The sequence below is a fragment of the Tannerella sp. genome (assembly GCF_030528505.1).
In the GTDB taxonomy this organism is placed as follows: domain Bacteria; phylum Bacteroidota; class Bacteroidia; order Bacteroidales; family Tannerellaceae; genus Tannerella.
In genome coordinates, this window is record NZ_JAUMYS010000073.1 from 1 (window position 1) to 14490 (window position 14490).

The following is a 14490-nucleotide window of genomic DNA, read 5'->3' on the forward strand; positions in this document are numbered from 1 at the left end:
TAGGTAATAACAAAGCCCCAGCTTGTGAAAGTCGGGGCTTTGTGCATAAAAAAAGGGCGGTGTGTCATAACGGGCAAACTGCTTCGTTGCTTGCGGAATGAGAGCTCGGTCACATACCTTAGTATGCTCCCTCACACTCATCCTTAGCGCCTTGCTTTTTAACCATTCTTACACACCTAAAGAGGGTGTGCCCAAACATTGCATTTTGACACACCCTCTTTTCTTTTACTTATCGATACCCAACGTTTTAAAATGCGACATACCCCATAAATCAACCGATTAGCAGTCAGCTGTAAGCAGTTTCTTCTATTGATAAGGCAACAATCACCAACAACGAATGCTTTACACGGAACGGTTTCCTTCGTGAATTTTCCACTCTCTCCCTTTTATTTTTAACACTTAAATATTGCCATCTTCTTATGAATTGTTTAATTTTGGCTCTGGTTTACTCGAAATAAAAGAATATTATAAACAAAAAGAATGAAAAAGAAACTGACTTAACAGTAATTACATATAACAATTAAATCTTTTTGCCTATGTACATGGAATAATGCGATCATTTTCGGAACTCTGCCAGTCATGGCCGCAGAGCAAAAAACGGCCTGCAAACAGAACAATAAATTATAACCTTATAAGAAGGAAAACATGAAACAGACTTTTAAGAAACAAACTAAATTTTATCGAAGCAACCGCTTCACAGCTTTTTGGGCGATATTACTCATCATGCTATGTTCGTCTACGGCTGTGTTGGCGCAAGTTGCAATCAAAGGAACCGTGACGGATACCAATGGCGATCCGCTGATCGGTGTTAACGTTTCCATCAAAGGAACGACCATCGGCAGTATCACGGACATGGAAGGCAATTACGCGATGGAAGCGCCAAGCAGCAGCGCCGTCGTTGTATTCTCTTTTATCGGCTTCCGTTCGCAGGAAATTACGATCGGAAATCAGTCCGTTATCAACGTTCAATTAATGGAAGATACGCAAAAGCTCGAAGAAGTTGTCGTCGTCGGGTACGGTACACAGAAGAAAGTGACGGTTACCGGTGCCGTAGCCAGTGTGACGGGCGAGGAACTGAGAACCTCGCCGACGACGAACCTCTCAAACGGTATGCTCGGACGTATGCCGGGAGTTATCGGCTTTCAGCGATCGGACGAGCCCGGAGGCGGAGCAACGACAATCCGCATCCGCGGTACCAACTCGATCGGGAACAAGGACCCGCTGGTCGTGATCGACGGTATCCCCGACCGTTCCGGAGGACTGAACCGTATCAATCCCGACGAGATCGAAAGCATGTCCGTATTGAAAGACGCCGCGGGAGCGATTTACGGTTCGCGGTCGGCCAACGGAGTTATCCTGATCACGACCAAACGAGGCAAAGAAGGGAAGCCGATCGTTACATTCAACGGAAGCTACGGATACTCCTCTCCTACGCAACTTCCCCAAATGTGTAACGCATTCGAATATGCTACGATGTTGAACGAAATTACGGCCGGCACGTATTCCGACGACGAACTGCGCAAATTCCAGGACGGAAGCGACCCGTGGGGATTCCCGAATACCGACTGGTACAAGACGGTGATCAAGTCCGTTTCACCGATTTACCGAAGCGATGTGGGTATCAGCGGCGGAACGGATAAGGTAAGATATTACGTCAACTTTGCCGCCAACGGCGAAGACGGTATCTATAAACATTCGGCCAACCGTTACGATCAATTCAGTATCCGCGCCAACCTCGATTTCAAACTGAGTAAATACGTTACCTTAACGTATGGCAACACCTCGCGTTACGAATACACGCAATATCCGGCCAAATCGGCCGGGAGTATCTTCTCGGCTATCCGCCGGAGCAAACCGACGCTGAACGCCTACTGGCCGAGCGGAGAGATTGGTCCCGATATCGAGTATGGTGACAATCCCGCTGCGACGTCGACCGACGCCGCCGGATATAACCGACAGAAAAACTACTACATTCAGAATAATGCGACGCTGACCGTTCAGTTTCCGTGGGTCGAAGGGCTGAAACTGACGGCTTCGGGAGCTTACGACAAACATTTTTACGGCGAAAAGAATTTCCGGAAACCGGTGCGCCTCTATTCGTGGGACGGGGTGACTAAAAGCAGCGAAGGCCTGAAACCGTACAACGCGTGGATCAGCGACCCTCAGCTCAATCAGATTCACCGGGATTACACCGATTGGCTGACGAACGCGGTATTGAGCTACGACCGTACATTCGGTGATCATACGATCGGTCTGACCGTCGGTGTGGAAGGACAAAGCAAAGAGATGGATCAGCTACGGGCTTACCGAAGGTACTTCTTGTCTACTACGCTCGAAGAAATCAATGCCGGTAGTGTAAAGGATCAGGAAACGGAAGGGTTTTCGTGGAAAGAGACTCGTCTGAATTATTTCGGACGTTTGTCGTACAATTATCTGGAACGTTACTTGTTCGAGTTCGTTTGGCGGTATGACGGCTCGTATCGTTTCCCGAAAAACAAACGCTATGGATTCTTCCCCGGCGCCATGGTTGCATGGCGTATCTCCGAAGAGCCTTGGTGGAAAGAGCAGGTCACATTTATGGATTACCTCAAGCTACGCGCTTCCGTCTCGCAGACAGGGAACGATGTCCTGACGGACAATGACGGCAATACCGACCGATCCATCCAATACCTTAACTCGTTCGGATTTCAGGGTAGCGGCGTTATTTTCGACGGAAACGAAGAGCGACAGCTCTATCCTATCCGCACGCCGAACAAAAATATCACTTGGGAACGCGGTACGACGTGGGATATCGGCGCTGAAATGAAGTTGCTGGACAACCGTTTGAGCATCGAAGGCGATTTGTTCTACCACAAACGTACCGATATGTTGATTCCCCGTAACGCGTCACTGCCCGAAACGGCCGGCATCACCTTGCCACTCGAGAATCTCGGTGAAATGGAGAACAAAGGATTCGACGCTTTGATCGGTTGGAACGATAAAATCGGCAAGGTAGAATACGAGGTGGGGCTGAACATGTCGTACGCCCGCAACAAAATCCTTTTCTGGGACGAGACACCGGGTATTCCCGAATACCAGAAATCGACCGGGAAACCCGTACCCACCAGCGGGACATTAGCCAACCTGATCGATCGTGCCGGATTGTATTACAAGACGGACGGCGTATTCAACACGCAGGAAGAACTCGATAATTACCCGCATTGGGACGGAGCGCAAGTAGGGGACATCAAATTCGTCGATTACAATCGAGACGGTAAAATCAACGCCGACGACCGCGTCCGTTCCGATAAGAATCAGACGCCGCGCTTGGTTACCGGTTTCAACGTCGGGTTGAGCTGGAATCATTTCGATTTGACGATGCTCTTTCAGGCTGCCTTCGGCGCCGAGACCTATGTGCAGACATGGTCGGGAACGGTCGGGAATTTTCTCAAAGAATATTATGATCAACGGTGGACTCCCGAAAACCCGACTTCCGAACATCCGCGTACATACGAACGCGAGCGACAGTACTGGATTTCGAACGCGAACGATTACTTCCTTCGTTCGAGCGATTATCTGCGTCTGAAAAACATGGAAATCGGATATACCATCCCCACGGATATGAGGCGTTACGGTATCTCGAAGATCCGTATCTTCGCCAACGGACAAAATCTTTTTACCATCGACGGACTGCCGGGAGACCCGGAAAATACAAGGTCCAGTTTTGATTACTACCCGCAGCGGAAGTATTTCAACTGCGGCATTTCTGCAACTTTTTAAAACATGATTATTTATGAAGACAAGAAAGAATATCATCCTTATCATGGCTGCATCGGCGTTATTCGCGCTGCCTTCATGCTCCGATTTTATGGACCTCAAACCGACCACGGAGTATCTGGAAGAGCAGGTATTCGAAGATGCGGCAACAACACAGTCGCTGATCAATACGATTTATGACTATGTAATCGACGCAGCCAGAGAGCATACGACCAACGGTTTGACGGACGATGCTTATTTTACGCATAACTACGGACAAATCGCGGTGAACGAGGCGACATGTTCCGCCAGCGATCTACAATGGTACGGCAGAAGCAATTGTCCGTTCAATTGGTCACAAACGTACAAGGGCATTTATTACGCCAACCTCGTGTTGGAGAATATCGACAAGGTTCCGGAGAAGGCGGGCTTCGATCTGAAGCAAATGAAAGGCGAGACCCGCTTCCTTCGCGCGTATCTTTACGCGAACCTCGTGCGAGGCATTGGCGGAGTGCCGATTGTCGATAAAACCGTCGGCGATTATACGAAGACGGAAGAGATGCAGATAGCCCGCAGCAGCGTCGGCGATTGCCTCGACTTTATCCTCAAAGACTTGGACGAAGCGATTGCGTCGCTGCCGGCTACGGCTCCGCTCGGACGCGCCACGAAATGGGCGGCGGTCGGTCTCAGAGCCCGCATCTGCCTCCATATCGCCAGCCCGCTCTATGCCGACCGTACAATCAACAAGCTTGACGTGAACCAGTATCATGGAGATCGCGAAGCGCTCTACCGGAAAGCGCTCGAGGCGGCAAAGGAGGTGATCGACAGCAAGGCGTTCAAACTGATCGACTGTAACGCCCCGACGGTGGCCGAAATGGCAAACAAGTATCATAAAATAGCGACAACCAACAACGATGAACTGATTTTTACCAAGCAATTCGCTTCGTCGAAAATAACGAATCAAGTAAATCTGCAACACGGTCCTAACGGCTATCACAACTGGTCGGGAACAACACCGACACAAGACTTCGTGATGCACTTCGAGATGGAAGACGGATCGCTCAATGACGCGCTGACGAAGGTGGGCGACTATCAGACAGGCAATCCATACAACGGACGCGAACCGCGCTTCTACGCCTGCATCGGATACGACGGCGCCGTTTGGGGACGCAAGCGTGCGGCCGATGGCTACGCGCTCGACCCTACGCCGCTCGGCAACCTGCAATGCGGAACGTATGAGCTGAGCGACGGAACGGACGTTACGGTCAACCTGCCCGACGGAAAAGAAGTGAAATTCAAAGGGATCTACGGCTGTGACACGCGCCAGGGACCGATCGAAGACTGGAACGGCTCATGGACTTCGTATTACGAAAAGAAGATGATCGATACTTCGATCGATGCCGCCAACTATCCGCAGCTCTGTCCTTATCCCTACATTCGTCTGGCCGAGATGTATCTCATTGCCGCCGAAGCCTGCGTCGAGCTGAACCAACTCGACGAAGCGGCCGCTTTCCTCGACGCGCTCCGCGCCCGTATAGGTCGACCCGCCACCAAAGCGACGCTTAACGTACGTAAAAAAGCCTTCGATCAAGCGGCCATGCGTGAGTTTGTCCGCCACGAACGACGCACGGAGCTTTTCATGGAAGATTCGCGGTACTATGACATCCGCCGCTGGATGATCGGCGAAGAGTGCGGCAACAAAACCTTGTGCGGCATGATCGTGTTCGCGCGTCTGAAAGATGGCAAAACGGCCAAGCGCCCGTATATCTACAACGAAAGCACATGGGATTACCACTATTACGTGCGCGATCTGTCGTTCCGCGAGAAACGCAAATGGGATAACAAGATGTATTTCGCCCCCATCAAACGGGACGAAATAAACCGAAACTCCAAACTGGTGCAAAACCCCGGACAAGGCTAACCCTCTGACCGAAACGCACGTTCTTCTTCCTTCGACATAAGGGGAAAACGTGCGTTTCTCCCGTCCAATGCCTCGAGTAAGAAACATAGAAGCCTCTGCTGCAGTTGGATGATTCCCTAAACCCTCTCTTCTATCTGGAATTCAAAAAGTTGAACTATTCCTCTTCGAATAATCCCCGTTTGTATAAACTCATCCAAAAGATGAATATTCTTCGAATATCCAAATGGAATATCCCCATCAACGAAAAAAGCCGTATATTTGTCGTTGAGACAATATTCTATTTTAATCTATACACATTAAGACTATGGGCAGAACTTTGGTTATCGGTGCCGGCGGGGTAAGTACCGTGGCAGTAAAGAAAATGGCGATGAACGCCGACGTATTTACGGATATTATGCTTGCGAGCCGTACAAAAAGCAAGTGCGACAAGATCGCATCGGATATTAAAAATATGAACGTACAGACGGCACAGGTGGATGCCGATAAGGTAGACGAACTGGTTCGTCTGTTCGAGGACTTCAAACCGGAATTAGTCGTCAATCTGGCTCTGCCGTATCAGGATTTGCACATCATGGATGCCTGCCTGAAATATGGCGTCAGCTATCTGGATACGGCCAACTACGAACCGCTCGACGAAGCGAAGTATGAATACAGCTGGCAATGGGCGTATAAAGACCGTTTCGAAAAAGCCGGTCTGACAGCCATCCTCGGATGCGGATTCGATCCGGGCGTAACCGGAGTGTTTACCGCCTACGCCGCCAAACATCATTTCGATGAATTGCACTACCTCGACATCGTCGACTGCAACGCCGGCGATCATCATAAGGCTTTCGCCACCAACTTCAATCCGGAAATCAATATCCGCGAGATCACCCAGAAAGGTAAATATTTTGAGAACGGAGCATGGCACGAGACCGAACCGCTGTCGGTACATCAGCCGATTCACTACCCGAACATCGGTCCGCGCGAATCGTACCTGATGTATCACGAAGAGTTGGAGAGTCTGACGAAGAACTTTCCAACCCTCAAACGCGCCCGTTTCTGGATGACCTTCGGACAGGAATACCTGACCCACCTGCGCGTAATGCAAAACATCGGCATGACGAGCATTAAGCCGGTATTGTACAACGGAGTAGAAATCGTACCGATTCAGTTCCTGAAAGCCGTATTGCCCGATCCCGGCGAACTGGGAGAGAACTATACGGGCGAGACATCGATCGGTTGCCGCATCCGCGGAATCAAAGACGGCAAAGAACGCACCTATTACATTTATAATAATTGCAGCCATGAGCAGGCGTACAAGGAAACGGGTGCACAGGGTGTAAGCTACACCACAGGCGTTCCGGCGATGATCGGTTCGAAAATGTTCTTTCAAGGACTGTGGAAGAGACCGGGCGTGTGGAACGTCGAAGAGTTCGATCCCGATCCGTTCATGAAAGAGTTGAACGAACAGGGACTGCCGTGGCATGAAGTATTCGATGGCGATCTGGAGCTGTAATATCCGGTATATAACAAGTAAAAGCGAACATCTATTGATCGCACAAATTTAATAATCACGTAAATTAAGATATGGCTATACAAACAGGAGATAAAGTGCCTGACCTCTTGGGATTGGATCAGGACGGAAAAGAAGTGAAAGTAAGCGATTACAAAGGACGTAAAATCGCATTGTATTTCTATCCGAAAGATAACACGAGCGGCTGCACGGCCGAGGCATGCAGCTTGCGCGACGGATATGACGAGCTGAAAAAAGCCGGCTACGAAATCATTGGGGTAAGCAAAGACAGTGCCAAATCACATCAGACATTTATCGAAAAGCAAAACTTGCCGTTCCGATTGATTGCCGATACGGATACGACCTTGCAACAGCAGTTCGGCGTTTGGGCAGAAAAGAAAATGTATGGACGCACCTATATGGGCACCTTGCGCTATACGTTCCTGATCGATGAAAACGGGGTAGTCGAAAAAGTCATCGAGAAAGTCGACACGAAAAATCACGCGCAGCAAATCCTGAACGAGAAGTAACAACATCAGTAAAGAGCAAGAAATAAATCGTTATGGCAAAAGAAAAGAAAGAAGCAGCAGCCGTCAATACGGACAAACTGAAAGCCTTGCAGGCGGCGATGGAGAAGATCGAGAAGAGCTATGGCAAAGGAGCGATCATGACGCTGGGAGACGATCACATCGAAAATATCGAAGTGATTCCTACCGGTTCGATCGGGCTGAACGCAGCCCTTGGGGTGGGAGGTTATCCCCGCGGACGCGTAGTCGAGATTTACGGCCCGGAGTCGTCGGGTAAGACGACGCTCGCCATCCATGCGATTGCCGAGGCACAGAAAATGGGCGGCATTGCAGCTTTCATCGATGCGGAGCATGCATTCGACCGGTTCTATGCGCAAAAACTCGGTGTCGATATCGACAACCTGCTCGTTTCGCAGCCCGACAGCGGTGAACAGGCGCTGGAGATCGCCGAACAACTGATCCGCTCGGCCGCTGTCGACATCATTGTGATCGACTCGGTTGCCGCTTTGACCCCAAAAGCCGAAATCGAGGGTGAAATGGGCGACAGCAAAATGGGGTTGCAAGCCCGGCTCATGTCGCAAGCCTTGCGTAAACTGACGGCCGCCATCAGCAAAACAAAAACGTCATGTATCTTCATTAACCAGCTGCGTGAAAAAATCGGCGTGATGTTCGGGAATCCCGAAACGACAACCGGAGGTAACGCTCTGAAATTCTATGCTTCGGTACGTATCGACATCCGTCGTATCAGCACCCTGAAGGACGGAGACGACGTGAAAGGTACACAAGTACGCGTGAAGGTGGTGAAAAACAAAGTGGCGCCGCCATTCCGGAAAGCAGAGTTCGACATCATGTTCGGCGAAGGTATTTCGCGCGCCGGCGAGATCATCGATTTGGGAAGCACGCTGAACATCGTCAAGAAAAGCGGCTCGTGGTTCAGCTACGGAGATACGAAGCTGGCTCAGGGACGCGATGCCGCCAAACAATGCATCATCGACAATCCCGAACTGGCAGACGAACTCGAACAGCAGATATTTGAGAAGCTGAAAGGGTAACATGTCCCGCAAAGAAACATATCGTACATTATGCCGGACAGAAGAAAGCCTCCCGGTTTTCTCGCGCGACTGGTGGTTGGATACGGTATGTGGCGAAAAGCAATGGGACGTTTTGGTCATCGAAGAGAAAGGGCGCGTCGTCGCCACCATGCCGCTCTATATTCCAACCGGCGGCGTGGTCTCGATGCCCTGCTACACGCAGGCCTTGGGACCGTGGTTCGCCCCGCTCTCTCACGACACCAAATACACCACCGCACTCGGATACCGTCAGACGCTGGCTTCGCAACTGACGGAACAACTCAAAGCCTATCGTTTCTTTCTCCAGAATTTCAGTTATGAAATCACGGACTGGCTACCGTTCTACTGGGAAGGTTACACACAAACGACACGCTACACCTACCTGCTGAAAAATATCGGCGAAACCGGCCAACTCCTGAGCCGGATGAGTCAGAACATCCGCCGTAACATCGTCAAGGCGAAAGAGCATCACGGCATCACGGTAAAGACGGGCATTCCGACGGAAGCGTTTCTGACGATTCAGCAAAAGACATTCGAGCGTCAGGGCACGGCGAACCGGCAAGACCCGAATGTACTGAAAAGACTCATTGACGTCTGTCGCCAACGCGGGGAAGGCGAGATTTTCGGGGGATACGACAACGACGGACAGCTCCATGCCGCCGCCTTTATCGTATGGCAGAAAAGCTCCGCATACTACATTGCGGGAGGAGGCGACCCGAGGCTCCGTCATTCGGGCGCACACAGTTTAGTCCTTTGGGAAGCCATTCAGCATGCCGCGCACTACACGGATACCTTCGATTTCGAAGGGTCTATGATTCGGGGCGTGGAACGGTTTTTCAGAGAATTTGGCGCCATCCAGACCCCCTACTTCACAATATCTCGAGGAAAACGGAGTTGGATAGACAGGATCAAAATCAAATGGGCGCAAACGAGATGACGGACATCGAATCATACATTATCCGGTCTCTGTTAGGCGATCACCTGACGGAAGACGTATACCGGCTTGTCGGCTATACCTCCGATCCGCGCGACTACACAAAGTATAAGCTCGTGATCGTTTCGTCGGGATTCTTCAACGAAGAGGTGTATGGAACCCCTTCTACCCTGCCCGGTCTGCCTCTCCCGACGATTGAAAACATCCCGCTGCTGTTCGGATTACCCGACGTCACACGTGAGGGAGACACCCTCGTTACCCGTGCCGACTTCATCGCGAGCACCTTCTTCCTGATAAGCCGTTACGAAGAATGGATGCGGAAAGACTGTCGCGACGAGCACGGACGATTCCCCGGAAAGGAGTCCCTGCCGGGCCGCGGCAGATTTATCGACCGGGCTATCATTGACGAGTACGGCTGCCTGTTGCGGCAGTGGCTGCGACAAATCGGATGCGACGTTCCCGAACCGCCCGAAGCGTTCCGCCGGATTCATCTGACGCACGACGTGGACGTCCCGTACCGCTGTCGCACGTGGAAGCATGTGGCACGGGAAACGTTGAAAGGAAACCTGTACCACGCTTTGCGATGGAAATACGGCACACTCGAAGATGATCCTCTTTACACTTTCCCGTGGATGCTGAAACAGGGGGAGAACATGCGAAAAATCTTCGGCGAGGAGGTCTGTCAATCCATCGTGTTTTTCCGAGCGGGAGGAAACGATGCCAGAGACAAGCCGCACTACGACCTCAACGGCAAAGACATGCAGCAGCTGCTCAAGCTATGCCGCGAACAGGAAGCCATCATCGGCCTGCATACCAGCTACGAAGCGGGGCGACAGCCGGGCCTTACACGCTCGGAGAAGCAGACCCTTGAGCAAGCATCCGGCTTCACAATCACACAAAACCGTCATCACTTCCTGACCTCACGCGAACCGGAAGATATGGAAGCGCTCGAAGCGGCCGGCCTGACCGACGATTACACCATGGGATATGCCGATATAGCCGGTTTCCGACTCGGTACAAGTCGCGCCGTGCGATACATCAACCCGGCTACCCGACGACTCTCTCCCTCGCTCACCCTCCATCCGCTTACGGTCATGGACAGCACGCTGAGCGAGGCGAAATACATGAATCTGGACGAAAGACAGGCCCTTCGCTACTGCATGCACCTGGCCGACACGACCAGAAAAATGAACGGAGAACTGACGCTTCTCTGGCACAACACCTCCGCGACGCAGCGTTGCGGATACTTGAAAAATCTATACAGCAAAATCTTATATTGGCTCACCATATAATAACGTAATATCGAACGCATATGAAAATCGTAACCATTATCGGAGCCCGTCCGCAATTTATCAAAGCGGCCATGATCAGCCGGGCGATTATCGAACATAATCGCCATTCCAAAGGCGAACGTATCGAGGAGAAGATTCTGCATACGGGGCAGCACTACGACCGGAACATGAGCGACATCTTCTTCAACCGGCTGGGAATACCGCAGCCCACGTGGAAGCTGCACTGCGGAGGCATCGGCAGTCATGCGAAGATGACAGCGCAGATGCTTGTCGAAATCGAAAAAGCGTTGCTCGAAAGCATGCCCGACCGCGTACTCGTCTACGGCGATACCAACTCCACCCTCTCCGGCGCGTTGGCAGCCACACAACTGCATATCCCGGTCGCCCATGTGGAGGCCGGCCTGCGCAGCTTCAACCGGAAGATGCCCGAAGAAACGAACCGCGTGCTGACCGACCATATCGCCAGTCAACTCTTCTGTCCGACATACGGCGCCATCCGCAACCTTCGCGATGAAGGCATCACGCGCAACGTCTTTCATTCCGGCGACGTGATGTACGATGCGGCCCTCACCTTCGGCAAGGTGGCCGAAGAGCAGTCGACGATCATGTCGACGCTGGGGCTGGACCGTCGTTCGTTCTACCTCTGCACCGTACATCGCGCCGAGAATACGGACGACAAGGATCGACTGACGCAAATCGTTCATGCCCTGACCGAAATAGCAACCCCCGACCGGCCCGTTATCTGGCCGTTGCATCCCCGAACCGAACTGTATCTCGACACGTTTCGTCTGCGTGAAACGCTCGCAGCTCACCCCGCGGTCAAAATCATCGATCCGGTCGATTACATCGATATGGTCATGCTCGAAAAAGAAGCGGCAACGATTCTAACCGATTCGGGCGGTGTACAGAAAGAGGCCTATTTCCATCGCACACCGTGCATCACGCTGCGCGAAGAAACGGAATGGACGGAAACGATCGAGGCCGGATGGAACCGGCTGGCCGGCTACAAAACGGGCAAAATCATCCAGAGCCTGCATATCGAATCCGAACGCAAGGAGATTGAAGAATACGGCGACGGACACGCTGCCGAAAAAATCATCCAGGCGCTCTGTTCATGAAGCATGTGCTGATACTTTGCGATCAGTTTCCGCCTGCTTTCGGACCACGCATGGGCTACCTCTGCAAGTACCTGAAACAAAACGGATGGCATCCGACCGTACTGTCGGAACGCCTGCCCGACGAGACCTTCGCTTTTCTGAAAGGCGATACCGACGTCTCGTTCATTCGCTACTACCGTTCGGGGAGTCGCGTGGAATGGCTGAAAGTGCTGCTGCTCGAAGTCTTTTTCGGGTACAAGAACCGGCGCATGGCGCAGGAGGCGGAGAAAAAACTCCGACAGCAACGTTACGACGCGTTGCTTTGCAGCACCTACCGGAACTTCCCGCTGCCGGCCGCACGAAAAATCGCCCGCAAGTATCGCCTGCCGTTTGTCGTCGATCTGCGCGACATCATCGAGCAATACACCGGCAACGAGTACATCGCCCATTCGCTCCCCAAACTGTTCGGCATGGAGAAGCTTATCGCCCGGCTGTTCGGGAGCCACAGCATTCGGGAGCGTAATAAGGTGCTGCGTCAGGCCGACTGCGTCACCACCGTCTCCCCGTGGCACGTCTCCGTGCTGCAACGTCTGAACTCGAACACGCAACTGATCTATAACGGGTTCGACCCGGAACTGTTTGCACCTGCCACGATCCGCACCCCGGAATTCCGCATCACGTATACCGGACGCTTGCTCAGTTCTTCGATGCGCAATCCGGAACTGCTGTTCAAGGCCGTCGCACGCCTTTCGTGCGAAGGCATCATCAGCCCGGAGACGTTCCGCATCCGTTGGTTCATCGACCCGCAGTCGAAGCAACAGCTTGAGCAAGATGTCAAAAAGTATCCGATCGCCGACTATATGGATTATCCCGGTTATGTGTCCGCCGCACATATCCCCGCCGTCCTCAACGAGAGTTCGATGTTGCTGCTGTTGACGAACAAGGCGGACGCAAACGGTCCCAAAGGCATCATGACCACGAAATTTTTCGAAGCGCTGGCCGTCGAGAAACCGATACTTTGTGTGCGGGGCGACGAGGGCTGCCTCGAAGAAGTGATCAGCCGAACGAAGTCCGGCCTTTCGGCACACAGCGAAGAAGAAGTGTACGCGTTTATCCGGAGGTATTACCTTCAATGGCAGGCGGAGAAAACCACGTCGATCGACGTCGACCGCGAAGAAGTGCAATCGTTCTCACGCGAGACGCAGGCGCTCCAATTCATCCGTATTTTCGAACAAATCGCACCGCACCATGCATAAAACGTTACACGTCGTCGCGCTCAATATCCCGTGGCCGGCCAACTACGGCGGAGTCATCGATATTTATTACAAGGTCAAAGCCCTGCACGAGTGCGGAGTCAACATCATCCTGCATTGCTTCGAATATGAGCGGCCGCGCGCAGCCGAACTCGAAGCAATCTGCGAGGAGGTGCATTATTACCGTCGGCAGACGGGATGGCGGACGAATATCTCGTTGCTGCCGTACAACGTGTACAGTCGAAAGGACGAACGTTTGCTCCGGAATTTGCGGAAAGACAATTACCCCATTCTTTTCGAAGGACTTCATACGTGTTACTACCTGACCGATCCTGCGCTGGCCGATCGTATCAAGATCTTCCGCGGATGCAACATCGAGCACGATTATTACCATGCCATCGGGCAGGCAGAGCGTCATCCGTTGAAGAAACTGTTTTACCATGTCGAGGCCGAACGATTCCGGCGATTCGAACGAAAGGTCGAGGACGCTCAAATCATGCTGGCCGTATCGATGAAAGACTGTACGTATCTGCGGAAAACCTTCCCGAAGAACCACGTCGAATTTATGCCGTGCTTCCACGCCAACAACGCCGTCACCTCGAAAGAAGGACAGTCCGACATGCTCCTCTACCATGCGAAATTGTCGGTCAAAGAGAACGAAACGGCCGCGCTTTACCTGATCCGTAACGTGTTCGGCAAGCTCTCGCCGTTCCGCTGCGTCATTGCCGGAATGGACCCTTCGAAGACCCTGCTGAACGAAGCGGCACGCTATCCGAATATCTCCGTCGAAGCTAACCCGACCGCAGAACGAATCGACCGGCTCATCGGCGAAGCACACGTCAATCTGCTCGTCACGTTTCAGGATACCGGTCTGAAGCTGAAACTGCTGAACAGCCTCTTTGCCGGACGCCATGTCGTCGTCAATCCGCCGATGCTCGCCGGCAGCGGGCTGGATGAGCTGTGCCACATCGCCGAGACACCGGAGCAGATGATTGCCACCTGCCGACAACTGATGAAGCAGCCTTTCACCGCCTCCGAAATCGAACGACGCGAACAAGTGCTGTTCCCCACCTACTCCAACCGTTACCAAGCCGAACGACTCATCCGAATGATTGGGTAAATGCCCTGCGGGGGTTGAGGGGTTTGATTGTTGAGATGTTGAGATG

At 52.2% G+C, this 14490-nt stretch carries 10 protein-coding genes; all 10 read left to right on the plus strand.

All coding sequences use genetic code 11. The features are described from left to right. Nucleotides 1-645: 645 nt before the first annotated feature. The 10 genes from Q4A89_RS10255 to Q4A89_RS10300 all read left to right on the plus strand — a co-directional run bounded on the left by Q4A89_RS10255 (nt 646) and on the right by Q4A89_RS10300 (nt 14444). On the plus strand, nt 646-3759 hold the full coding sequence (locus Q4A89_RS10255) for a TonB-dependent receptor (RefSeq protein ID WP_303185340.1): 3114 nt from the start codon (nt 646-648) through the stop codon (nt 3757-3759). A 13-nt stretch (nt 3760-3772) separates the two neighbouring features. Then, nucleotides 3773-5656, plus strand: a complete 1884-nt coding sequence (locus Q4A89_RS10260; protein WP_303185342.1) for a RagB/SusD family nutrient uptake outer membrane protein — start codon at nt 3773-3775, stop codon at nt 5654-5656. Between the two features lie 304 nt (nt 5657-5960). After that, a complete protein-coding gene (locus Q4A89_RS10265) occupies nt 5961-7154 on the plus strand; it encodes a saccharopine dehydrogenase family protein (protein WP_303185343.1) in 1194 nt (397 codons plus the stop codon). Nucleotides 7155-7225: 71 nt separating this feature from the next. Next, nucleotides 7226-7681 carry a thioredoxin-dependent thiol peroxidase gene (gene bcp, locus Q4A89_RS10270; RefSeq protein ID WP_303185344.1) on the plus strand — a complete coding sequence of 152 codons (456 nt, stop codon included), beginning with the start codon at nt 7226-7228 and terminating at the stop codon, nt 7679-7681. A gap of 32 nt (nt 7682-7713) precedes the next feature. Beyond that, the gene (gene recA / locus Q4A89_RS10275; protein WP_303185345.1) at nt 7714-8730 is read left to right on the plus strand and encodes a recombinase RecA; all 1017 of its coding nucleotides are present in this window, start codon (nt 7714-7716) and stop codon (nt 8728-8730) included. A 1-nt stretch (nt 8731) separates the two neighbouring features. Continuing rightward, complete coding sequence (locus Q4A89_RS10280) at nt 8732-9685, plus strand: GNAT family N-acetyltransferase (protein WP_303185346.1); 954 nt, start codon at nt 8732-8734, stop codon at nt 9683-9685. Next, nucleotides 9667-10974, plus strand: coding sequence for a polysaccharide deacetylase family protein (locus tag Q4A89_RS10285; RefSeq protein WP_303185348.1), 1308 nt, complete (start codon nt 9667-9669; stop codon nt 10972-10974). Before Q4A89_RS10280 ends, Q4A89_RS10285 begins: the two co-directional genes overlap by 19 nt. 20 nt (nt 10975-10994) lie before the next feature. Then, entirely contained in the window at nt 10995-12092 is a 1098-nt protein-coding gene (gene wecB / locus Q4A89_RS10290; protein WP_303185350.1) for a non-hydrolyzing UDP-N-acetylglucosamine 2-epimerase, read from the plus strand. Next, nucleotides 12089-13327, plus strand: coding sequence for a glycosyltransferase (locus Q4A89_RS10295; protein ID WP_303185352.1), 1239 nt, complete (start codon nt 12089-12091; stop codon nt 13325-13327). The genes wecB and Q4A89_RS10295 overlap by 4 nt, the downstream gene beginning before the upstream one ends. Further along, on the plus strand, nt 13320-14444 hold the full coding sequence (locus tag Q4A89_RS10300; protein ID WP_303185354.1) for a glycosyltransferase family 1 protein: 1125 nt from the start codon (nt 13320-13322) through the stop codon (nt 14442-14444). The genes Q4A89_RS10295 and Q4A89_RS10300 overlap by 8 nt, the downstream gene beginning before the upstream one ends. Nucleotides 14445-14490 lie beyond the last annotated feature (46 nt).

Bases quoted from the DNA above. Each gene is read 5' to 3' on its own strand.
- Q4A89_RS10280 (WP_303185346.1), top strand. From the start codon at position 8,732: ATGTCCCGCAAAGAAACATATCGTACATTATGCCGGACAGAAGAAAGC.
- recA (WP_303185345.1), top strand. From the start codon at position 7,714: ATGGCAAAAGAAAAGAAAGAAGCAGCAGCCGTCAATACGGACAAACTG.
- Q4A89_RS10295 (WP_303185352.1), top strand. From the start codon at position 12,089: ATGAAGCATGTGCTGATACTTTGCGATCAGTTTCCGCCTGCTTTCGGA.
- Q4A89_RS10265 (WP_303185343.1), top strand. From the start codon at position 5,961: ATGGGCAGAACTTTGGTTATCGGTGCCGGCGGGGTAAGTACCGTGGCA.
- Q4A89_RS10300 (WP_303185354.1), top strand. From the start codon at position 13,320: ATGCATAAAACGTTACACGTCGTCGCGCTCAATATCCCGTGGCCGGCC.
- wecB (WP_303185350.1), top strand. From the start codon at position 10,995: ATGAAAATCGTAACCATTATCGGAGCCCGTCCGCAATTTATCAAAGCG.
- Q4A89_RS10285 (WP_303185348.1), top strand. From the start codon at position 9,667: ATGGGCGCAAACGAGATGACGGACATCGAATCATACATTATCCGGTCT.
- Q4A89_RS10260 (WP_303185342.1), top strand. From the start codon at position 3,773: ATGAAGACAAGAAAGAATATCATCCTTATCATGGCTGCATCGGCGTTA.
- Q4A89_RS10255 (WP_303185340.1), top strand. From the start codon at position 646: ATGAAACAGACTTTTAAGAAACAAACTAAATTTTATCGAAGCAACCGC.
- bcp (WP_303185344.1), top strand. From the start codon at position 7,226: ATGGCTATACAAACAGGAGATAAAGTGCCTGACCTCTTGGGATTGGAT.